At 42.6% G+C, this 20,724-nt stretch carries 26 protein-coding genes; 8 read left to right on the top strand and 18 right to left on the bottom strand.

The genetic code is table 11. From position 1 onward, the window contains the following. Positions 1-20: 20 nt before the first annotated feature. Both CVD23_RS03610 and glsA read right to left on the bottom strand, forming a co-directional pair. A complete protein-coding gene (locus tag CVD23_RS03610) occupies positions 21-302 on the bottom strand; it encodes a YlaN family protein (protein ID WP_101576480.1) in 282 nt (93 codons plus the stop codon). A gap of 112 nt (positions 303-414) precedes the next feature. Continuing rightward, positions 415-1,344 carry a glutaminase A gene (gene glsA / locus CVD23_RS03605; RefSeq protein WP_101665210.1) on the bottom strand — a complete coding sequence of 310 codons (930 nt, stop codon included), beginning with the start codon at positions 1,342-1,344 and terminating at the stop codon, positions 415-417. Positions 1,345-1,496: 152 nt separating this feature from the next. On the opposite strand from glsA, the gene CVD23_RS03600 reads away from it, so the two are divergent. Then, on the top strand, positions 1,497-1,994 hold the full coding sequence (locus CVD23_RS03600) for a hypothetical protein (protein WP_101576478.1): 498 nt from the start codon (positions 1,497-1,499) through the stop codon (positions 1,992-1,994). A 90-nt stretch (positions 1,995-2,084) separates the two neighbouring features. On the opposite strand, the gene CVD23_RS03595 is transcribed toward CVD23_RS03600, so the two are convergent. Further along, positions 2,085-3,413 (bottom strand): PhoH family protein, encoded by a 1,329-nt coding sequence (locus tag CVD23_RS03595; protein ID WP_101576477.1) that lies wholly within the window; start codon positions 3,411-3,413, stop codon positions 2,085-2,087. A 206-nt stretch (positions 3,414-3,619) separates the two neighbouring features. Here CVD23_RS03595 and CVD23_RS03590 point away from each other — a divergent pair, with 206 nt between their 5' ends. Beyond that, a complete protein-coding gene (locus tag CVD23_RS03590) occupies positions 3,620-4,216 on the top strand; it encodes a YhcN/YlaJ family sporulation lipoprotein (protein WP_308303507.1) in 597 nt (198 codons plus the stop codon). Between the two features lie 40 nt (positions 4,217-4,256). Here the strand turns inward: CVD23_RS03590 and CVD23_RS03585 are convergent, their stop codons facing one another. Next, positions 4,257-4,712, bottom strand: a complete 456-nt coding sequence (locus CVD23_RS03585) for a pyridoxamine 5'-phosphate oxidase family protein (RefSeq protein ID WP_101665209.1) — start codon at positions 4,710-4,712, stop codon at positions 4,257-4,259. A gap of 155 nt (positions 4,713-4,867) precedes the next feature. On the opposite strand from CVD23_RS03585, the gene CVD23_RS03580 reads away from it, so the two are divergent. Further along, positions 4,868-5,068: a YlaI family protein gene (locus CVD23_RS03580; RefSeq protein WP_101576754.1), complete on the top strand. Its 201-nt coding sequence runs from the start codon at positions 4,868-4,870 to the stop codon at positions 5,066-5,068. Between the two features lie 128 nt (positions 5,069-5,196). On the opposite strand, the gene CVD23_RS03575 is transcribed toward CVD23_RS03580, so the two are convergent. From CVD23_RS03575 to typA, 3 genes are read right to left on the bottom strand one after another with little or no spacing between them, the layout of a single operon-like run. Next, positions 5,197-5,487, bottom strand: coding sequence for a hypothetical protein (locus CVD23_RS03575; RefSeq protein WP_101665208.1), 291 nt, complete (start codon positions 5,485-5,487; stop codon positions 5,197-5,199). Beyond that, positions 5,484-5,813, bottom strand: coding sequence for a YlaH-like family protein (locus tag CVD23_RS03570; protein ID WP_101576473.1), 330 nt, complete (start codon positions 5,811-5,813; stop codon positions 5,484-5,486). Before CVD23_RS03570 ends, CVD23_RS03575 begins: the two co-directional genes overlap by 4 nt. Before the next feature lie 24 nt (positions 5,814-5,837). Next, on the bottom strand, positions 5,838-7,676 hold the full coding sequence (typA, locus tag CVD23_RS03565; protein WP_101576472.1) for a translational GTPase TypA: 1,839 nt from the start codon (positions 7,674-7,676) through the stop codon (positions 5,838-5,840). Positions 7,677-7,852: 176 nt separating this feature from the next. On the opposite strand from typA, the gene CVD23_RS03560 reads away from it, so the two are divergent. Beyond that, the gene (locus CVD23_RS03560; RefSeq protein ID WP_101576471.1) at positions 7,853-8,038 is read left to right on the top strand and encodes a YlaF family protein; all 186 of its coding nucleotides are present in this window, start codon (positions 7,853-7,855) and stop codon (positions 8,036-8,038) included. 83 nt (positions 8,039-8,121) lie between these two features. Here CVD23_RS03560 and CVD23_RS03555 read toward each other — a convergent pair whose 3' ends face one another. Continuing rightward, positions 8,122-8,922 carry an inositol monophosphatase family protein gene (locus tag CVD23_RS03555; RefSeq protein ID WP_101576470.1) on the bottom strand — a complete coding sequence of 267 codons (801 nt, stop codon included), beginning with the start codon at positions 8,920-8,922 and terminating at the stop codon, positions 8,122-8,124. A gap of 228 nt (positions 8,923-9,150) precedes the next feature. Further along, on the bottom strand, positions 9,151-9,345 hold the full coding sequence (locus CVD23_RS03550; RefSeq protein WP_101576469.1) for a hypothetical protein: 195 nt from the start codon (positions 9,343-9,345) through the stop codon (positions 9,151-9,153). Between the two features lie 188 nt (positions 9,346-9,533). On the opposite strand from CVD23_RS03550, the gene CVD23_RS03545 reads away from it, so the two are divergent. Next, a complete protein-coding gene (locus tag CVD23_RS03545) occupies positions 9,534-10,154 on the top strand; it encodes a YktB family protein (RefSeq protein ID WP_101576468.1) in 621 nt (206 codons plus the stop codon). Positions 10,155-10,220: 66 nt separating this feature from the next. Here the strand turns inward: CVD23_RS03545 and CVD23_RS03540 are convergent, their stop codons facing one another. Together CVD23_RS03540 and CVD23_RS03535 are read right to left on the bottom strand one after the other, a co-directional pair. Further along, complete coding sequence (locus CVD23_RS03540; protein ID WP_101576467.1) at positions 10,221-10,493, bottom strand: UPF0223 family protein; 273 nt, start codon at positions 10,491-10,493, stop codon at positions 10,221-10,223. A gap of 67 nt (positions 10,494-10,560) precedes the next feature. Continuing rightward, entirely contained in the window at positions 10,561-11,520 is a 960-nt protein-coding gene (locus tag CVD23_RS03535; protein ID WP_101576466.1) for an NAD(P)H-dependent flavin oxidoreductase, read from the bottom strand. A gap of 233 nt (positions 11,521-11,753) precedes the next feature. Between CVD23_RS03535 and CVD23_RS03530 the strand changes: the two genes are divergently transcribed. Continuing rightward, positions 11,754-13,223 (top strand): aminotransferase class I/II-fold pyridoxal phosphate-dependent enzyme, encoded by a 1,470-nt coding sequence (locus CVD23_RS03530; protein WP_101576465.1) that lies wholly within the window; start codon positions 11,754-11,756, stop codon positions 13,221-13,223. Between the two features lie 169 nt (positions 13,224-13,392). On the opposite strand, the gene CVD23_RS03525 is transcribed toward CVD23_RS03530, so the two are convergent. Together CVD23_RS03525 and CVD23_RS03520 are read right to left on the bottom strand one after the other, a co-directional pair. Continuing rightward, entirely contained in the window at positions 13,393-13,512 is a 120-nt protein-coding gene (locus tag CVD23_RS03525) for a GapA-binding peptide SR1P (protein WP_101576464.1), read from the bottom strand. A 255-nt stretch (positions 13,513-13,767) separates the two neighbouring features. Then, positions 13,768-14,067, bottom strand: a complete 300-nt coding sequence (locus tag CVD23_RS03520; protein WP_101576463.1) for a DUF3055 domain-containing protein — start codon at positions 14,065-14,067, stop codon at positions 13,768-13,770. 300 nt (positions 14,068-14,367) lie between these two features. On the opposite strand from CVD23_RS03520, the gene CVD23_RS03515 reads away from it, so the two are divergent. After that, positions 14,368-14,799, top strand: a complete 432-nt coding sequence (locus CVD23_RS03515; RefSeq protein ID WP_101576462.1) for a DUF1885 family protein — start codon at positions 14,368-14,370, stop codon at positions 14,797-14,799. Positions 14,800-14,868: 69 nt separating this feature from the next. Here the strand turns inward: CVD23_RS03515 and CVD23_RS03510 are convergent, their stop codons facing one another. Both CVD23_RS03510 and CVD23_RS03505 read right to left on the bottom strand, forming a co-directional pair. Then, positions 14,869-15,696 (bottom strand): polysaccharide deacetylase family protein, encoded by an 828-nt coding sequence (locus CVD23_RS03510; protein WP_101576461.1) that lies wholly within the window; start codon positions 15,694-15,696, stop codon positions 14,869-14,871. 175 nt (positions 15,697-15,871) lie between these two features. Then, complete coding sequence (locus tag CVD23_RS03505) at positions 15,872-16,111, bottom strand: hypothetical protein (protein WP_101576460.1); 240 nt, start codon at positions 16,109-16,111, stop codon at positions 15,872-15,874. Between the two features lie 294 nt (positions 16,112-16,405). Here CVD23_RS03505 and CVD23_RS03500 point away from each other — a divergent pair, with 294 nt between their 5' ends. Beyond that, positions 16,406-16,780 carry a small peptidoglycan-associated lipoprotein gene (locus tag CVD23_RS03500; RefSeq protein ID WP_101576459.1) on the top strand — a complete coding sequence of 125 codons (375 nt, stop codon included), beginning with the start codon at positions 16,406-16,408 and terminating at the stop codon, positions 16,778-16,780. Between the two features lie 46 nt (positions 16,781-16,826). On the opposite strand, the gene lpdA is transcribed toward CVD23_RS03500, so the two are convergent. The 3 genes from lpdA to CVD23_RS03485 all read right to left on the bottom strand — a co-directional run bounded on the left by lpdA (position 16,827) and on the right by CVD23_RS03485 (position 20,722). After that, entirely contained in the window at positions 16,827-18,236 is a 1,410-nt protein-coding gene (lpdA, locus tag CVD23_RS03495) for a dihydrolipoyl dehydrogenase (RefSeq protein WP_101621524.1), read from the bottom strand. A gap of 3 nt (positions 18,237-18,239) precedes the next feature. Then, positions 18,240-19,601, bottom strand: coding sequence for a dihydrolipoamide acetyltransferase family protein (locus CVD23_RS03490; RefSeq protein ID WP_101576458.1), 1,362 nt, complete (start codon positions 19,599-19,601; stop codon positions 18,240-18,242). A gap of 143 nt (positions 19,602-19,744) precedes the next feature. Further along, positions 19,745-20,722 (bottom strand): alpha-ketoacid dehydrogenase subunit beta, encoded by a 978-nt coding sequence (locus tag CVD23_RS03485; protein ID WP_101576457.1) that lies wholly within the window; start codon positions 20,720-20,722, stop codon positions 19,745-19,747. Between the last annotated feature and the right edge of the window lie 2 nt (positions 20,723-20,724).

Below are 20,724 nucleotides of genomic sequence, written 5' to 3'. Positions count from 1 at the left end.
ACTGTTTGAGTTTTTTGATTCTATTTTTTTTGTGAGGCTTCATGAAGGATTGACAGTTCTCCTTCGAGCGTGGCTAGAATGGCTTTTCCATCCTTTTCATCAATGAGCCCAAGGCGAACGGCAAAATCTATTTCGCGTGACAATCCAAACATTTGCGTATCCAGAACCTCTTCGTAAAGAGGACATTGAGGCATTGTAAGGTTATCCATTTGAACCTTAATAAGCTTTAATATCTTATCAGCGTCAGCCTTTAACAAGGCGTGTGCTTTTTCTTGGTGGTTCACCATCATTTCAGACGCCAACATTGATCCCCCCGTTTCCGAGCGTTTACCCGATCCTATCTTTAAATATTACCGTTAAGACAGGAAAAAAGCAAGGATAATACGGGATTAGCTTTTTAATTTTCCATTTCGCTCAAAAGATGCTGAGCTGCTGCTCTCGGGCAAGCATTTCAAGAATCTTCATTCCAGCTATGCTGTTACCTTTTTCATCAAGTGACGGCCCGAAGATTCCGATTCCATACCTGCCTGGTACCGCGCCCATGATGCCTCCTGAAACTCCGCTTTTTGCAGGTATGCCAATTTTAATGGCAAATTCCCCGGAAGCATTGTACATTCCGCATGTGACCATAAAGGTTTTGCAAATCCGGGCAACGTTTTCCGCGATAATCTGCTTGCCGGTTTCAGGGTCGACCCCGTTTAAAGCGAGCACAGCGCCGACCCTGGCCAGGTCAAAACAATTCATTTCGATCGCACACTGAGCAGTGTAAACGCGCAGAAGGTCTTCCACGTCCCCTTCAATAATCCCGTGCTGTTTCATAAAATAGCAAAGGGCCCTGTTCAAATCGGCTGTTTCCATTTCAGATTGAGCCGTTTCCCAATTGCATGTGACTGGCGTTCCATCTAAGAAGCTTGAAACAAACCGGATGATCCTGTCAATTTTTTCTTTGTTGTCACGGCCGTTAATCATATGCGTAACGGCAAGCGCTCCAGCGTTGATCATCGGGTTAAGCGGTTTTGACGGAACCGACGTTTCAAGCTTGGAAATCGAATTAAAAGGGTCACCGGTAGGTTCCATTCCAACATGGCTGAACACATAATCAAAGCCCCGGTCTGAAAGAGCCAACGCGAGTGCCAGGACTTTTGAAATACTCTGTAATGTAAATTTTTTCTTATAATCGCCGGCATAGTAGCATTCGTTTCCAATGTCAAAAATGGCGACCGATAGATCATCTTTTTCCGCTCTACCAAGTGCAGGTATATAATCAGCAACCCGGCCGGAAGCGGCGTATGGGCGGGCTTCTTCAACCAACTTGCTAAGGCTTTCATTCGAACGGCATGTCAAGGCAGTATTCCCCCGGTAAAAAATTTTTAATTAGTGTTCCGCAGGCCAACTGTTTTCATGCGCAGCAGCCCCGGTAAAGAGCGTAAAATAGCGTGTCGGCAAATATCCTGCTATACTTTGATTACAGATGGAACGCGAAGCAGGAGGTTGTCATGGACAATATTATTTTTATTAAAGGGAAAGTGAAATACCCAATTACATTGGACCCGGGGGTTTGGATTTTTGATGATCGCCGCCTAGACTTAAAAACGTATTTTAATCAGGTAAATCAAGCTGTTGATGAGCTGGAAAACTACACAAAATCGATTTCCAAGCATTGGGACCGGGAGATTATGGAAGGTGCAGTTTATCCGCCAACATTAAAATCGGAGAAAAAGTTCGAAAAGGAAAAAGTATTGACAGGGACATTCGGGATGCCGCTGCTGCCGTTCATTCATAACGCTGAACCGGAGACCACTGTTAAAACGCTGATAGTTGAAAGCACTGATGGAGAAGTTGCCTTGCCGATCGAACAGGGAAAAGAATTGATTTTGTGTTTTTCAAAAAATGGAAAACCACTGCGGCAAGACGGCCCTGTTTACGCATTTTTCGGGGATGGGTCAAATCGGGACAAGCCTCTAAAAAACATAAAAGGCTTTCGGTTGAATTGATCAAAAACTGTGGGCTTCTTAAACCAAATCTGCTAAAAAGCAGATTCCCCTGAATCGGGTGAATCTGCTTGTTTCTTTTATCACTTTGGATTAAAGGAGATCAGCTGCCAACTGCGCCAGACCGGACCGTTCCCCCTTGATCAGTTTTACATGTCCGGAGATTTTTTGATCCTTGAACTTTTCAACGACATACGTAAGCCCGTTGTTAAATGCATCTAAATATGGGTGGTCAATTTGTTCTGGATCGCCCATTAACACAATTTTGCTTCCTTCCCCCACTCTCGTCAAAATCGTTTTAACCTCATGCTTTGTCAGATTTTGCGCTTCATCGATAATGATATATTGATCAGGAATACTCCTGCCCCGAATATAGGATAATGCTTCAACCTCAATCGAACCCATTCCCGCTAAAATTGCATCAAGTTCACCCGGCTTCTTCGTATTAAATAGATATTCCAGATTATCATAGATCGGCTGCATCCATGGCCGCAGCTTTTCATCTTTTTCCCCGGGCAGAAAGCCGAGATCTTTGCCGACAGGCACAATCGGCCTCGCGACAAGCAGCTTTTTATACTCTCCCAGATCCTCTATTTGTAAAAGCCCTGCAGCAAGGGCTAAAAGCGTTTTGCCCGTACCTGCTTTTCCTACCAGCGTAACAAGTGGCAGGTCTTTTCTGAGCAGCAGTTCTATCGCCATCGTTTGCTGAACGTTCCGCGACCGGATCCCCCAAATATGATCATGGTCGAAAATTAATTTTTTAATTATTTTTCCGCTCTTTTCAACCATTCCCAATGCTGAAGATGAGCTTCCCAACGAGTCTTTCATAATCAGAAATTGATTTGGATACAAAGGATGATTAGCTATATCTGCAAGCGGTATTTCCCCCTTCTCATAAAATCTTCGCAGTTTTTCAATATCTGTATAAACCTCCTGCATTCCGGTATACAGATCATCATTTTCAACAACGCGGTCACTCAGAAAGTCTTCAGCGATTAGCCCGATGGCGTCTGCCTTCACTCTAACCAGCGCATCCTTGCTCACCAAAATAACAGGTCGTCCATTTTCTTTCGTTTGCTCTTCAAGTGACAGGTTTTTGGCTACGGCAAGAATACGGTTATCATTAGTTTTTTCCACAAATATTTCTTGAAGCTGCTGAAACGAGCGATGATTCAGTTCAATCCGCAATATCCCGCCATTTTGAAGCGGGATTTTCTCATGAAGCTTTCCTGATTCCCTCATGCTGTCAATCAGCCTCGATACTTGTCTTGCGTTGTGGCCAATTTCGTCCATATAGCGTTTTTTTGAATCAACTTCCTCAAGGACCACCGCGGGGATAACAACTTCATTATCATCAAAGGAGAAAAGCGAAAACGGATCCTGCAGCAAGACATTCGTGTCTAACACATAAATTTTAGCCAAGTTGATGCCTCCCACCCTGTTGTTTCTTTATGGTGCATCTCTACCCTGTGACGGGTAGTAATGCTAAAATATATGTTTTTCCGAATAAAGATAGAAGAATCTTTGCACAATAATTGCTGAGGACCATTTGTTCAACACCGAAAAATTTAATAGCATTTTTATTTCTTATTTGGATAATTTGAAGCTTACAATATGATTTGCCGGAGGTGGCAGCATTGAGAAAAGTAATATTGGGAACCGTGCTGGCAGCAGCATTGGCTGGTTGCGGTGCACAGAATGAAGCTTCCAGAGACGAAGAGCAAAATGCAGTAAACGTTAGAAATACTACACTTGGGGAAGTTGATCAGGAAACTGGCCAGAGGGCCTCCACTCACCTGGAGGATCTGGCCAACAGCGTCCCGGATGTGGAAGACGCTACAGCTGTTGTAATCGGAAATTATGCAATTGTCGGAATTGATGTAAATGAAAATTTAGATCGGTCCGAGGTTGGATCCATTAAATATTCGGTTGCCGAGAGCCTTGAAGATGATCCATATGGGGCGAGGGCGGCGGTTGTCGCCGACCCGGACATAGTTGCCCGGTTAAGGGAAATTGCCGAGGATTTTCAAGCCGGGGAGCCTGTTGAAGGAATCGTTAATGAACTGGCAGATTTGACAGGCCGGATCATGCCGGAGTTTCCTGCCGATATTACTGACCCAAATCCGAACAATACAACAGAAGATCCAAAAAAGAAGCTGCAAGATTCCGAATCAAAGCAGCTTGAAAAAGAGCAGGACGACCAATCATACCATCAAAAGGACTGACTGATCGAGAAATGCAAAAGCTTAGCCGGACCAGTGCCGGCTAAGCTTTTCTCATTGCTTCCATCACCTGGTTGTCCAGGCGGGCTGCTGCATCCTTATCATACGTTTTTTCATATTGTGGTTCAACAACAATCTTAGAGCCATAAAACATAACATCTCTTACCTCTTTAATTTTCATTTCGATGAGCGCCAGCTTTAAAGGAACCCCTTCGATCCGTTCCTGGATGATAGCGGCTTCACCGCTAATCGAGTATGTAGATTCATTTGCAATAATATTAACCGCTACTCTATGGTTGTGTTTAATATTTTGAATGATTCGGGAGCGGTTATCCAATGCAAAATAAACGGTTTCATCATCTTTTGCGAAAATCCATGAAATCGCGTTAATGTTTGGCCCTCCTGTTTCAAAATCGATTGTAGCAAGCATCACAAATCGCTCTTGCTGCAGCTGATCAATTAATGGTTGAACTAACCTTGGTTCCACTTGATTTGCCATAGTGTTTGCCCCTCCTTAAGCTACCATCATATTACTACTATCCCTTGCGCACGGCAATATAAACGTTATTATCGCATTACTCTGAGCCTTAAAACAATGGTATACTGTAATAAAGTATGAAAATCAGGAAAATTAGTATGCCAGAGGTGCCAAAAATGAGAGTAAAATGCGTGATATGCGATACAATTGAGTCGATTGACGACGATGCCCCAATAGCGAAAAGATTAAGAAATAGGCCGATTCATACATATATGTGCCGGCCATGTGAAGAAAGAATCAGTGAAAAAACGCTTGCCCGCAAATCATCCGGCAATTTCCGCCTGTATCGACCCAGCACTGAAAAGGACGAATGGTGAATTTTCCCAACAGGATATACTCAAGTCCTAAAGCCGGACTTCACTTGGTGCATGGATTCAATGTGTACAATGCAAAACAGCCTGACCAATTATTGGACAGGCTGTTTTTATTAGGCTTTAGAACTGCCTTAGTTGTCAGGATAGTTGATAAATTTTTCCGGCTGTTCTTCAATTTGATTGATCATGACGTCGATCAGTTCGACAGGGAAAGAAGATTTCTTTTCTTGATTTTCATGGCTGTAGGTAAGCTCGTACATCGTTTTCCCTTTAGTTATGACAATTCCGCTTATCCCATGGTCTTTCGCCAATAACTCTTCAAAAAGCTCGGTTGTATCCCTTGCAGCAGTATCGTCAGGCCGCGCATCGCTGACTACCTTAATCGAAAGCCAATTATATAATGCATCCTGTAATGATCTCATTTGCCTCTCCCGTTAATCTCCATCGCATCCTGCTTTTTTTGCTGGTGTAAGCGGATTTTGTAAATAATCAGGATGATCGCTGCCACGACAAGCCCTTCTGCCACAGGCAGGAAAACGCCTAGAAACGTTAAAATCGTACAGCCGAGAACTAAAAAAATGTAAATGACGATCGATTTTGTTAATGGAAGCTTTTTAGCAAACCCCAACTTATATACGATTATCGCCAAAGCGATAATCGTGATATAAAGCATCCACATACCAACCTCTGGATTTTCTCCCACTTTATATAAGGCGGCGAAAAAAGAAAGTCGTCCAGTAACTTCCACTTCGAATCTCCCCTTCCCTAAAGGTTAATTCATTTCAGCGTGTTTTTTCTTTTTTGACATTCTTTCGCGTTCATTTTTATCTAGAATTTTCTTTCTCAACCGAATTGATTCAGGCGTAATCTCGCAATACTCATCGTCGTTCAAGTACTCGAGCGCTTCTTCAAGCGTCATGATCCGCGGCTTTTTCATTGTCGCTGTCTGGTCTTTGTTGGCCGAACGAATGTTGGTTGCCTGTTTTACTTTCGTGACATTGACGGTAATATCATTTTCCCGGGTATGTTCGCCGACAATCATTCCTTCGTAGATGTCTGTCCCGGCTTCAAGGAAGATGATTCCCCTGTCTTCTACTCCCTGAATACCATAAGTAGACGCTTTTCCTGTTTCCATTGAAACGAGAACACCCTGGCGGCGTCCGCCAACCTGGCCAGCCTGCATCGGCTTATAGCTGTCAAACGTGTGATTAATAATTCCGTATCCTCTTGTCAGTGTTAAAAATTCTGTCGTATAACCAATCAGTCCGCGGGCAGGAACCATGAATATCAGCCGCACTTGCCCTGTGCCATTGTTGATCATGTCAACCATTTCCCCTTTACGGGCACCAATTGATTCCATGACAGCACCAGTGTGCTCTTCAGGAACATCAATTTGAACTCGCTCAACCGGTTCACAGCGGACTCCGTCCACTTCCCTGACGATGACTTCAGGCTTTGATACTTGAAGCTCATAGCCTTCCCGGCGCATGTTTTCAATTAAAATGGATAAATGAAGCTCCCCGCGTCCCGAAACAACCCATGCGTCAGGAGAATCCGTGTTATCAACACGAAGGCTGACATCTGTCTGCAGTTGGGCACGCAAACGCTCTTCGATTTTTCGGGCAGTCACATATTTGCCTTCTCTGCCGGCAAACGGGCTGTTGTTTACGACGAAAGTCATCTGTAAAGTAGGCTCATCAATGCGCAATACCGGAAGGGCTTCCTGATGCTCAACTGGACAGACGGTTTCACCGACATTGATATCTTCCATCCCGGAAACAGCAACAAGGTCCCCGGCAAACGCCTCTTGGATTTCCTGGCGTTTCAACCCAAAGAAACCAAACATTTTTGTTACCCTGAATTGCTTTACAGAACCATCAAGCTTCATCAAGGCTACCTGCTGCCCCACTTTCATCGTTCCGCGGAAGACACGGCCAATTCCGATACGTCCTACATAATCATTGTAATCTAATAGCGCGACCTGGAATTGAAGTGGCTCTTCACGGTTATCGACTGGTGCTGGAATATGCTCAACAATTGCGTCATAGAGAACCTGCATGTTCTCATCCTGTTTCTCAGGATCAAGGCTTGCAGTACCATTGATTGCAGAAGCGTATACGACAGGGAACTCAAGCTGTTCTTCGTTTGCATCAAGCTCGATGAAAAGGTCGAGCACCTCATCAATCACTTCTGCAGGTCTTGCTGCATCACGGTCGATTTTGTTAACAACGACGATCGGACGTAAATTTTGTTCTAAAGCTTTCTTTAATACGAAACGAGTCTGAGGCATACAGCCTTCATAGGCGTCAACTACAAGCAGAACACCGTCAACCATTTTCATGATCCGTTCTACTTCACCGCCAAAGTCTGCATGGCCTGGTGTATCTAAAATATTGATTTTTGTATCCTTATATTGGATTGCTGTATTTTTCGCCAGGATTGTAATACCCCGTTCTCTTTCGAGGTCATTGGAATCCATTGCACGTTCTTCAACATGTTCATTTGTCCGGAATGTGCCGGATTGTTTTAAAAGTTGATCAACCAAAGTTGTTTTTCCGTGGTCAACGTGGGCGATAATGGCGATGTTGCGAATATCTTCTCTTATTTTCAAAGTTGTTCACTCCTATTTATTATCCTTGTGTGATCTATAATTGATGTTTTTTGTCATAACTAAAATATTATACCATAAACAAGTATAGAAACCCATCAGCTTTTTTTGTACAATAGTAAAAAAGCGTATAGAAACATTTATTTCACCATTAGTTTCTCCCACTAGGAGGGTTCCAATTGAAAAAAATTAAGTGGATTTTTGTCGTATTTGCAGTTTTCACAGCCACGTGCATGATGGGGATTGGTGTAGCTGTTGCTGAAAGCAGCCCTGCTGGAATCTTTGCTTGCATTGTCGCCCTGATTACGGTGATGGGCTTTGGATTTAAAACAAAGCGAAAAATGCGGGAAAAAGGAGAACTGTAGCAAAAACTGTTTCCTGCTTTTCAACAGAAAAAGATCGGCGCGTACCGATCTTTTTCGTTCTGTATGAAATATGTTGAACAGGTCTACAAATTTTCAGGCTGCAAGTAATTCGTCAATATTTGCTCGTGCAGCCCTGGTTTCGATACAAAAACAGGGCCAGCAGTAAGGAAGTCCAATTCTTCCCCTGTCAGTGTGGTCACCAAACCACCGAGTTCCTTTATAATAACTGCTCCTCCCGCAATATCCCATGGAGCCAGTCGCAAAGAAATGTAGGCGTCTATTCTTCCGGTTGCTACGTAAGCCATTTCGAGCGCTGCTGACCCATATGACCTCGTTCCTCTTATATCCTTGACCAGATTTGAAAGCAGCTTGTAATCAAATCGTTTGTTTTCCACCACCCATGATGGACTTATTCCGACGATCGCATTGCTGACAGGCACTTTTTCCAAATCGGGTATCTTTTTATCATTTAAATAAGCACCCTTGCCTTTTACGGCATGATAAAGTTCATTATGGACTACGTCATAAATTAACCCAATCACTCCCACTCCGTTTTCATATATTCCGATTGATATTGCAAAATTCCGCTGCTGATGAATAAAATTCATCGTTCCATCAATAGGATCAATAATCCAGACAACTCCAGCGTGCTTGTTCAGCTTGTCACCGTAACCTTCTTCCCCTAGTATTTTATGCTCCGGATATGTAGCGTTTATTTTTCCAATAAAAAATTGCTCTGTTTCTTTATCAATATTTGTAACAAGGTCATTTGGGTTTGATTTTGTTTGGATATCGAGCGTTTTCGGAAAAGAAGCACGGATTCTTTCTGCAGCTTCGTTTATCCATGTCTTCGCATTGTTATCGACTTCATGCCAGTTTGTCATCGTCTTCCTCCAATGGATTTTCTTATCTTGTTGATCTCCTTAGTGTATCAATAGCTTATCGCTTATCAGAATTCCATTCAAGCTTTAGCCTTCCCAATAAGGCCGGACTTGAACGACAAAAACAATAAACGAACCCCAAATTAACCAGGAGTTCGTTATCAGTAATTCGCTATATTCGGCTTCGTTATTTTCATCCGTCCAACAAATCCCCTTATAAGTTTGCAAAATTTATAAAGCTTTTAGCCTTAGCAGCTCCTGCCTAATGCGCTCAAGTTTCTTTTTGCATTCTGTCTTTTTTGTTTCGTTTTTTTCACGGATCGCATCATAAAGGGTTGCCAGTTCATAATCCATCTCCATCTTCAACACAGCTGTTCTTTCCTTTTCTACCCCTTTTTTACGAGTTGAATTAATTAGTTGTTTCACTGTACTACACCCCTTCCAAGTTATAAAATTGGCCATTCTGATTAGTAGTAATCTATTGTATGAATCAACTGTCGAAGTTGCAACAAATATGTGCTTAAATTATATTTTGTTACAGCTTAGGCTCAAACATTTACTGTTTTTTCACGGTTATGCTACAATATTTGACAAAGATCAAGGAGGTTTATCTCATGTCATTTACCGGCTTTTCGACAGAAGATTTTGCTGTGTTTACGATAAATGGGCTTGATGAGCGAATGGAAAAATTAAAGCAGCACGTCCGTCCAAAATTGGAGGATTTAGGCTCGCATTTTGCTCCGACCCTCTCTTCTTTGACAGGCGATGAAATGTTTGCTCATGTTGCCAAACACGCCCGCCGTACAAAGAATCCGCCCGCTGATACATGGGTAGCTTTTGCTGCTAATCCAAGAGGATATAAAATGCTTCCCCATTTTCAAATCGGCTTGTGGGAAACCCATTTATTCATCTGGTTTGCGTTAATTTATGAGGCTCCCGACAAAGAAGCCTACGGCGAAAAGCTTTCCGGAAATATTGATGTTATTTCAAAGAGCATCCCCGGAGATTTCGTCTGGTCCACTGATCATACAAAGCCTGATGCAATTCGTCATAAAGACTTATCAAAAGATGAGTTATTTTCCATGTTTGAACGTTTGCAAACGGTAAAGAAAGCCGAAATTCTGTGCGGACTGCATATTCCCAGGGACGAGACAATCGCCCTTGAACCTTCAGAACTGATAAATAAAATTGATACTGTGTTTAGAAAATTATTACCCTTATATAAAATGGCGTAAACCTAATCACGCCTTTCCGGCAATAACAGAAAAAGCATCGGCATACAAGTGCCGATGCTTTTTCCTCTAACCCATTTTAATTCTTTCGCCGGATGACCTTTCTTTTACAAGTTTTATTGTTCTGTATGAAGAGTAACCGCTCATCTCTTCGAACTCGCCGCACAGCTTTTTTTCCTCTGCTTTACTTGGGACAATTTCCTTAAAACGGCGATATGCATTCAAAAGTTCATCACGGTCAACTCCTTTTTCGTATGCGAGTTCGACCTTCTCAAAAAATTTAATGACATCGACGATTTCTTCTGTTGACCAATTATAGTCGATCGGATATTGATATTCCATTCATGTTCACCTGCTTTTGTTTTCTTAAACATAATACATTTAGTGTAAATCTGGCCAATCCTTGTAGTTAATTTCCCCACTTGGCGCGGATTTCCTCCCCTTCTCTGATCATTCGTTCCAAAAGCTCACTTACGGTTGGAATATCGTTGATAAGTCCCATCACTTGACCGGCCCAGGCGAATCCCTCATCATCCCGGCCATCGTGGATATAGCGCATATTTGCCGTACCGCTTATAAAATCTTTTAACACTTCGTAGCCGGCACCTTCTCTTTCAAGCTCAACAATTCTGTTTGTCCATTCATTGGCAATCGCTCTGCCTGGCGCTCCCAGCGATCGTTTGATAACAACCGTATCATTTTCGGTCGCTTCGACAAGTTTCTTTTTGTATAGTTCGGAAGCATGAACACATTCCTTTGTTGCAATAAATCTAGTTCCCATTTCGATTCCTTCTGCACCAAGACTCAAAGCTGCCATTAATCCGCGGCCATCGCCGATCCCTCCTGACGCGATAACCGGAATCGATACCCGGTCAACGACCTGCGGGATCAGAACCATTGTTCCAATATCATGTCTGCCGAGATGTCCACCGCCTTCCTGACCGACAACCATCACTGCATCCGCACCAAGTTCTTCAGCTTTTTCTGCCTGCCTTCTTGCAGCGACGAGGACAAGCTTTTTTGTCGTGGTTCCTTGCAGCTGTTCAAAAATAGGCGCAGGATTGCCTCCCGTCATGCTGATCACCGGTACTTGTTCTTCCATAGCTGCCTCGACCATATGAGCAAAAGGCCTCCCGTGTTGACCGATCGCAAAATTAACGCCAAATGGCTTATTTGTCAACTTTTTTAGTTTTTTTATTTCCACTTTTAACGCTTCAGGGCTTTCCAAAGACATAGCTGTAATTTGCCCCAATCCTCCTGCGTTTGAAACCGCTGCAGCCAGCTCTGAATAAGCCAAATGGGCAAGCCCGCCCTGTATAATTGGATATTCGATTTCTAATAGATCTGTTACCCGCGTTTTCCAGTTCATTCCTTTACCTCCAATCACTTTTTACACCGTTTATTTATTTTAACAAATTAATATCCTCTCTTCTCGAAAAACTAATACAAAGCGGATTTTTACACTTTTCATGCAGGTAGCCTTAACGCTCTCCTTTGTTGGGTTGGCTCATCGTTTTCGCTATGCAAATCAGTATTTTTAGTGCTATAATTCATGTGTTTTATGACTGTGATTCTGTATAATTAAAGAGGTGTAGTTGAAAATTGTCACAAAAAGAAACTCCGCTTTTTAGCGGTTTATTGGAACATGCGAAAAAGAACCCTGTCCAATTCCATATTCCAGGACATAAAAAAGGGGCCGGAATTGATCCCGAATTTAGAGATTTTATTGGCGAAAACGCATTATCTATTGACTTGATTAATATCGGTCCACTCGATGATCTTCATCAACCAAAAGGAATTATTAAGGAAGCGCAGGATCTTGCGGCTCAGGCCTTTGGTGCAGACCATACATTTTTTTCCGTCCAGGGAACGAGCGGGGCAATTATGACGATGGTCATGGCCGTGTGCGGACCTGGAGATAAAATTATCGTTCCGAGAAACGTCCATAAATCAGTGATGTCAGCGATTGTTTTTTCAGGTGCAATCCCGATTTTCATCCATCCTGAAATTGATGAAAACCTTGGAATCTCGCATGGAATCACGACTGAATCAGTCTCGAAGGCGCTTCAGCAACACCCTGATTCAAAAGGCGTGTTAGTGATTAATCCAACATATTTTGGGATCTCCGCTGATTTAAAGAAAATCGTTGAAATTGCTCATGAATACAATGTACCGGTCCTTGTCGATGAAGCTCATGGGGTGCACATCCATTTTCACGATGAACTGCCACTGTCGGCTATGCAGGCAGGAGCAGATATGGCGGCGACGAGTGTTCATAAACTCGGGGGATCAATGACCCAGAGTTCAATCCTCAATATAAGGGAAGGGCTCGTTTCTCCAAAGCGGGTGCAAAGTATTTTAAGTATGTTGACGACTACGTCTACGTCTTATCTATTGCTCGCCTCTCTTGACGTTGCCCGGAAAAGGCTCGCTACAGAGGGTAAAGAGCTCATCGACAAAACGATCAAGCTCGCTCAATCGATCAGAGAGAGAATAAACGAAATAGATTGCTTACATTGTGTCGGAGAAGAAATTCTCGGTACGAAAGCGGCTTATGATTATGATCCGACGAAACTGATCATCTCTGTAAAAGAGCTTGGCTTAACCGGTTATGATGTGGAAATATGGCTTCGCGAAAATTACAATATCGAAGTGGAAATGTCCGATTTGTATAACATTCTCTGCCTTATTACTCCTGGGGATACGGAGAAAGAAGCAGAAATATTGGTGCGGGCTTTGCATCAATTATCCGAGCAATTTACGCACGGGGCAGAAAGAATTGAAGCACAAGTTCTGCTTCCTGATATTCCGTTGCTTGCCTTAACGCCTCGCGATGCTTTTTATGCAGACACTGAAGTCGTTCCCGTCGAAATGGCTGAGGGACGGATTATTGCCGAGTTTGCAATGGTTTATCCGCCGGGAATACCAATTTTTATTCCTGGTGAAATCATCACAAAGGAAAACCTGCGCTACATTGAAAAAAACGTCGAAGCAGGCTTGCCTGTCCAGGGACCGGAGGATTATGAACTAAAATCTTTCCGCGTCATTAAAGAACATAAAGCGATTCGCTAATCTAATTTTACGAATTTAACGAAATTGCGAAATGGCGGCTAGTTGAAAGATTCAAGTTCTTTCATGGCCGCCATTTTGATATGTACGAATTGCTCTACTTTGGTAATTTTGGACCATTCCCGCAAAAAAGAAGCACGCAATGTCTGCATGCTCCGTATCGATTATATTTTTATTCCTCGTCCAGATGCTCTCCGTCACAGCAGTGTCCCTTTGAATACAGAACAGTTACTTTTTCATCTTCAAAATGTTCAATAGTGGAGTTACAAGTTTGACAAACAATTGTACCCATTTACTCATCTCCTTTCAAATATTTTGAAAACGCTTTATAACCTTTGAAAATATAATAATATAACACAATTAAAATTTCAAGCCTAATTGTATGTCACATTTTATTTATTTTTTTAATTATGAAATAAATCTGATTGTCATTTTTTATAATCCCGCGAATAAGTATGACACATTGTTTAGAATAATGAATTCGGGGGAGATCATCGCTAAATAGTTCCATACAAAAAAAGGCCTTAAAAAGGCCATCGACATGTTGTTATTCATATTGTGTTTCTAAAGAGGCACCGGGAAGGGCGTCCAGGAAAAATTCGGCTAAATCTTCCGCTTCCTTTTTATCCTTGATTCGAAAGGAATGCTGCAAATGTTCTGTATCTTCAAGATCTCTCGGGTCAAGGAGGGTTGACCTTCCTGTCTGCATGCAAACAACAAGCGGTTTTCCGAAAAACATATTCGTATACACGATCCCGAAATCATAGCGCGTTTCATCTGTTGTAAAACCAATAAAACGTACCTTCACCTTCTCGTGCTCATCATAAAGCTTTTCGAAAAGTTCCATATTAATCCTCCTCCTTTTATTTTTTGAATATTATTATAATTCAAAAAATATTTTTATTCAAGGTTTTTGTTGAATAACTTTCATAAAGTATTTCTTTAATTGAAAAACGAACAGTTATTTAGATTCATACAGTTATTCGTTTAGCAATCCTCCCGGTTTATTAACGACATTACATTCGTTTTTCGGTTTAGTTTAATACATTGTGAAATTTACTCGAGTTTACTACTTTTATTATATTCTGTTATTTGATTGTTATCAGTGCTAAAATTGAATAAAAAAGGACAATTGGGGGGATCAACCATGGCGGGTCACGCATATATAAAACTCGTTCCTTTAGCAGATAAAGAAAACGTTACCACCGAAGAAATAAAAGAGCTATTCGAATATTATAAAAGCATCACCGCTAAAACCGGAGACCAGCTTGACTGGAATTATCATGATTCAGCCTTTCCGTATGAAATCAAAGAAAAGCCTGATGCTGAAGGAAAATGGTTTTATCTTTATTCTAATCACGATCGCTACCATTCGATTTTACTTGGAGTTGATAAGGAAACAGTTGTTGAGAATGATAATGAACGGGAACAATCGTACATACAAGTCTCGTTATCCGAAGCCTCCACCTTTGGTGATAAAGGCAAAGCCAATGAATTTTGCAAATTCCTTGCCAAAAAACTGAAGGCCGAGTTGCATTTGTTCAACGGCCGAATCATGTACTATTATCCGAGAAAATAGAAAAGCTTTCAGGAGCAAAACAACCCCATTGGCTTCACCGAGGATGTTGTGCTCCTGTTTATTTTTGTTCTACTGAGTTTCTATTGTTGCTGGGTCAATGATACTGTAGCCTTTTTGTTGCAGCCCTGTTACGATGTTCTCGAGCGCTTCATTTGTCCACTGGCGGTCATGCATCAGCAAATTAGCACCATCGGCTAAAAGAGGTGTATTGACCATGACGTCAGCCAGGCTGTCGGCTGTTCTATAATCTGCTTCCCAATCAAAACCGTATGACCAATTCATAAGCACCATATTTTGTTCATCGACGATTTTTTTGCTGTAATCTGTATTTCCCCCGAAAGGTGCCCGAAAGAACTTGGGTCGTTCTCCGATCACGCCTTCTATTTTATTGTTTAATGAAACAATTTCCTCATACTGCTCCTGTTCGGAAAGCTCATTTAACTTTCGATGCGTGTTTGTATGGTTTCCGATCTGAAATCCGAGGCGATGTATTTCTCTCAATTGCTCTTCCTTTTCTGGTGTGTTTAGAAAATGTCCATTCACAAAGAAAATTGCTTTTACATTCAGTCGAGCTAATTTTCGTGCCATTTCCAGCGCATATTGATCAGGAGCATCATCGATGGTCATCAAGACGGCCGGCTGCGTGGGATTACCTGTTGTTTCAAGTGACCAATTGCTTTCATTTACCTTATAGTGCGGGACGTTTTCAGGAACCGAATTTTGATCGACCTCAACATTTGTTGCAACCGCCGGTTGCGGTTCATTATTTTGTATCAGTTTTTCTGTTGGCGATAAAGCTGTTTCTACGGGTTTATCAGTGCTTGTCTGCTCGTCGTTTGTTTGGCAGGCAGTCGTGGCAAAAATAATGAAAAGTAAAATTGCGGCCAGTTTATTCATGCCTGTCCCCTCTCTATCCCATCTCGTTTCCGTGATTCTTCCCGATTTTAAGGTGGGAAAATGCCCCCCGCCTTACTCTTGATATGCTAAACCTGTTGATTTCCCTAAATAAGTTGTTCCACTTTTTAATAGTTTGAAAACCTTTTTCGAAATTAAGTTTTCGTCTTAGTTTTTCTTATACAATAAGAATCATTGTTAACTGGAAGGATCCGTAAATGACCAGACTCAGGAAAGTAACCAGGAGGGTTTTTTTCGCAGATTTCATAAAAAAATTCCCAACAATGATCGCCAAATAGAAGAAAATGAAAAACATTAAAATATTGTATTCAGGATGGTCATGCTTTGACAACCATTCCAACAGCGTATATCCGCTCCACAAGATGAGCTGGAGCAAAATAACAGAATATACCTTCAATAAAAATCCCACTCCCTTCACTGATGTCCTAAAATGTCGCTGATATAAAATCCGGCAACCACTGCTATATTTTAAAGCCGTAGTCAAATCACGATTTTCCTGCCATTGCTGGATTATTAACGATATTATCTCCAGCTATTTGTAATATATGATGGTTGGGCAGCACTTATTTTTCAATTCTGTAACATTTAGGTGACAAGCAGAAAAACGGTATTTGCCTATGATAAAATACGGATTAATATGATGGACACGTTGGCAAGTCATGCGGATTATTTTATAAAGTGAGGCAAAAAGATGAAAGGGCTGGGATTCTGTTTATCTGTTTTTTTGTTGGTGTTGACTGCCTCTTGTACAAAAAGCGGGCCAAGTGATTCACTGTCATTAGGCGAGGGCGTCAAACAGATTGTCTTTTTTTCGAATGATACCGACTACACAGAAGAAGCTTCCTATTATGATGCACTGCTTGAGCTAAAGAAAGAGTTTCCCGTTGAAGTGGATAATATGATGGTTTTTTCTGAAGATAGTGCGAAGAGCTATTATCATGCCTTTCACATAGAACAATCGCCAGCGATTGTGATCGTTTATAATGACAAAGTCGTTGCCCAAGTAAAAGGTGATGTTTCAAAGGAGCAGATTATCCAGCCGCTTGAACAGGTGCTTTCCCAATAATAGTAAAGCCCTTTTCCTGGCGGAAAAGGGCTTTGTTTTTTTATTGTTATTTTAGAATGTGGATCGGGTTTCCTAAGGCGACTTCCGCTGCTTCCATGGTGATTTCACCAAGGGTTGGGTGAGCATGAATCGTCATCGCCAGATCCTCTGCTGTCATTCCAGACTCGATTGCAAGACCAAGCTCTGCAATCATGTCTGATGCGTTGGCACCGGCAATTTGCGCACCGATGACAAGGCCATCTTCTTTACGTGTAACGAGCTTCAAAAATCCGTCTGTAGCGGCTAGAGCCAATGCGCGGCCGTTTGCAGCAAATGGGAACTTAGCGGCAATTACTTCAATTCCTTCTTCTTTTGCCTGCTGCTCCGTATATCCAACAGACGCTAGTTCAGGATCAGAGAATACAACCGCAGGAATTGCAAGGTAATCAATTTCAGAGTTGTGACCGGCGACCGCTTCAGCAGCAATTTTTCCTTCGTAAGAAGCTTTATGCGCTAGCGGTGGTCCTTCCACAACGTCTCCAATTGCAAAAATATTGCTTACGTTTGTACGGCATTGCTTATCAGTTTTAATAATGCCACGGTCAGTAAGCTGTACTCCTGCTTGTTCAAGACCAAGCTCATCCGTGTTTGGACGGCGACCAACCATTACAAATACGTAGTCTGCTTCGACTTGCTTTTCTTCGCCTTTTACTTCATAAGTAACAACGACACCGTCTTCTGTTTCTTGGACACCTTTAGCCATCGCTTTTGTGAAGATCTCAGCGCCTTTTTTCTTGAGATTGCGTTTTACAATAGAGGACATTTGCTTTTCAAAGCCGCCTAAAATTTCATCCGCACCTTCAAGAATTGTTACCTGTGTGCCAAAGTTCGCATACGCACCACCGAGCTCAGTACCAATATATCCGCCGCCAATCACGACAATTTTGTTTGGTATTTCTTCAAGAGCAAGAGCTCCGGTTGAATCAAGAACACGCTTTGAAAATTTAAAGGCAGGAATTTCGATTGGACGAGATCCTGTGGCAATAATGGCATTTTTAAACGTATACGTTTGTGCTGAATTTTCATCCATTACTCGAAGGGTGTTGGCATCAACAAAATACGCTTCACCGCGAACGATGTCGACTTTGTTGCCTTTTAGCAAGCCTTCAACACCGCCGGTAAGTTTTTTAACAACCCCGGCTTTCCATTGCTGGACTTTTGAAAAATCAACCTTGACGTTTTCAGCCGTGATTCCGATTGAATCAGAATGCTTTGCTGTTTCATAGCGATGTCCAGCCGCAATTAAGGCTTTTGACGGAATACAGCCAACATTTAAGCAAACTCCGCCCAGGGTTCCTTTTTCAACAATCGTTACCTTTTGTCCGAGCTGTGCAGCGCGAATCGCTGCAACATAGCCTCCCGGACCTGCACCAATGACTATAGTATCAGTCTCAATAGGAAAATCTCCAACTACCATTTATTACGCCTCCATTAACAAAAGTTCTGGATCGTTCAACAAACGCTTAATATGGTTAAGAGCATGCTGAGCAGTTGCACCGTCAATCATTCGATGGTCAAAGCTTAAAGATAATGCCAATACCGGAGCTGCGACAATTTCACCGTCTTTTACAACAGGTTTCTCAGCAATGCGGCCAACACCGAGGATCGCAACCTCTGGATGGTTAATAACCGGGGTAAACCATTGCCCACCCGCAGATCCAATGTTTGAAATTGTGCAAGATGCACCTTTCATTTCATTAGGGGCTAATTTACCGTCCCGTGCTTTTCCAGCAAGCTCATTAATGTCGTTCGAAATTGTAAATACAGACTTGCGGTCAGCATCTTTCACGACTGGAACAAGCAAACCTTTCTCAGTGTCAGCTGCAATTCCGATATTATAGTAATGCTTGTGAATAATTTCGTTTGTGTCATCATCCAGTGAAGTATTGAGAGCCGGGTACTCACGCAATGCACTTGTAAGTGCTTTTACCACATATGGAAGGAAAGTAAGCTTAATTCCCTTATCCGCAGCAACTTGTTTAAATTTCTTGCGGTGCGCCACCAATTTCGTTACATCCACTTCATCCATTAACGTTACGTGCGGAGCAGTATGCTTGGAGTGTACCATAGCTTTTGCAATGGCCCTGCGAATCCCGCTCATTTTTTCGCGTGTTTCTGGATATTGTCCTTGTGGAACAACTGCTGCTGCTTTTTGCTCTGCTTCTGGTGCTGCTGCTTCTGCCTGTTGCGGTGCTGCTGGGGTTTCAGCTCTTGCCTGTCCACCATTTTGGAAGGAAGTGATGTCTTCCTTTAGTACTCGGCCATTTTTCCCAGATCCGGACACCTGGCGGATATCGACACCGTTGTCACGTGCAAACTTACGCACCGATGGCATCGCAACCACACGGCGGTTCGGGTCAACTTCTGTTTCCGCTTGTACCTGGGCTCCGGCTCCGGTAGCTCCCGCCTGTGCTTCTTGTGGCGCCGCTTCTTTTTTAATATCCTGACCTGCCTCTAAAGTTGATTGTACCTGGGCTTCTGTTTTTTCTTCAGCTTTAGGTGCCTCCTCGTCATGGTCGCCTTTAAACTTAAGGTCTTCGTATCCAGGTGCATCAAAGGTAACAAGCACCTGACCAACAGTAGCTACTGTTCCCTCATCCACTAAAATTTCTTCAACCGTACCAGTTACCGGGGAAGGAATTTCCACGACCGCTTTATCGTTCTGCACTTCACACAGTATGTCGTCTTCTTGTACTTTATCGCCGGCTTTGACGAACCATTTGACGATTTCACCTTCATGAATACCTTCACCAATGTCAGGTAATCTAAATTGGAATGCCACTGGAATCTACCTCCTATTATTACGTTCCACACAGTTTAGTAAATCATGTGACGAAGAAAAATAGGCTCGCCTACTTTCCCCCGGATCTACATTTGATTAGAGTGAATTTCATAAAGCAATCTTTAATTAACACGAACAGTTATTTAAAATGATAATACTTTGTTAGCCGTGTCAATGATATCTTTATAATTTGGCAGCCATACTGCTTCTGCCTGTGAAAAAGCAAAAACGGTATCTGGTGCAGTTACGCGCAATACAGGTGCCTCAAGGTTTAGAATCGCACGGTCATTGATTTCAGCTACAATGTTTGCACCAACACCCGCTTGCCTTTGTGCTTCTTGGACGACAATTGCTCGGCCTGTTTTCTCAACGGAAGCAACAATCGCTTCGATATCAATAGGAGCAACTGTCCGCAAGTCGATTACTTCAACAGAATGGCCTTCTTTTGCCAACTCTTCTGCAGCCTTTAATGATTCTTGAACCATTGCTCCATAAGTAACAATCGTCAAATCTGTTCCTTCCCGTTTCACATCCGCTTTTCCTAACGGAATCGTGTACTCTTCTTCAGGAACTTCCTGACGGAAAGAACGATAAAGCTTCATGTGTTCCAAAAAGATGACCGGGTCGTTGTCGCGAATAGCGGAAATCAATAAACCTTTTGCATCATATGGAGTTGACGGAATTACGACCTTCAAGCCAGGCTGCTGCACCATTAAGCCTTCAAGGCTGTCTGCATGAAGTTCAGGTGTATGGACACCGCCACCGAATGGTGAACGGATCGTAACCGGTGAATGATAACGGCCGCCGGAACGGTAGCGCATCCTTGCCATTTGGCCGGAAATGGAATCCATTACTTCAAAAACGAAACCGAAAAACTGAATTTCCATAACGGGACGGAAGCCTTGTAAACCTAGTCCAATCGCTAAACCGCCGATTCCGGATTCTGCAAGCGGAGTATCAAATACGCGGTCTTCGCCGAATTCTTTCTGAAGGCCTTCGGTCGCCCGGAACACACCGCCGTTTACACCGACATCTTCACCGAATACTAACACATCCGGATCATTGCGCAATTCAGTGCGCAGTGCATCGGTGATTGCTTGAATCATTGTCATTTGCGCCATGG

It is taken from the genome of Bacillus sp. V33-4 (assembly GCF_002860225.1).
GTDB lineage: Bacteria > Bacillota > Bacilli > Bacillales > Cytobacillaceae > Bacillus_BJ > Bacillus_BJ canaveralius.
The sequence above is the reverse complement of the archived record's forward strand: the minus strand, read 5'-3'. Positions and strand labels throughout refer to the sequence as shown.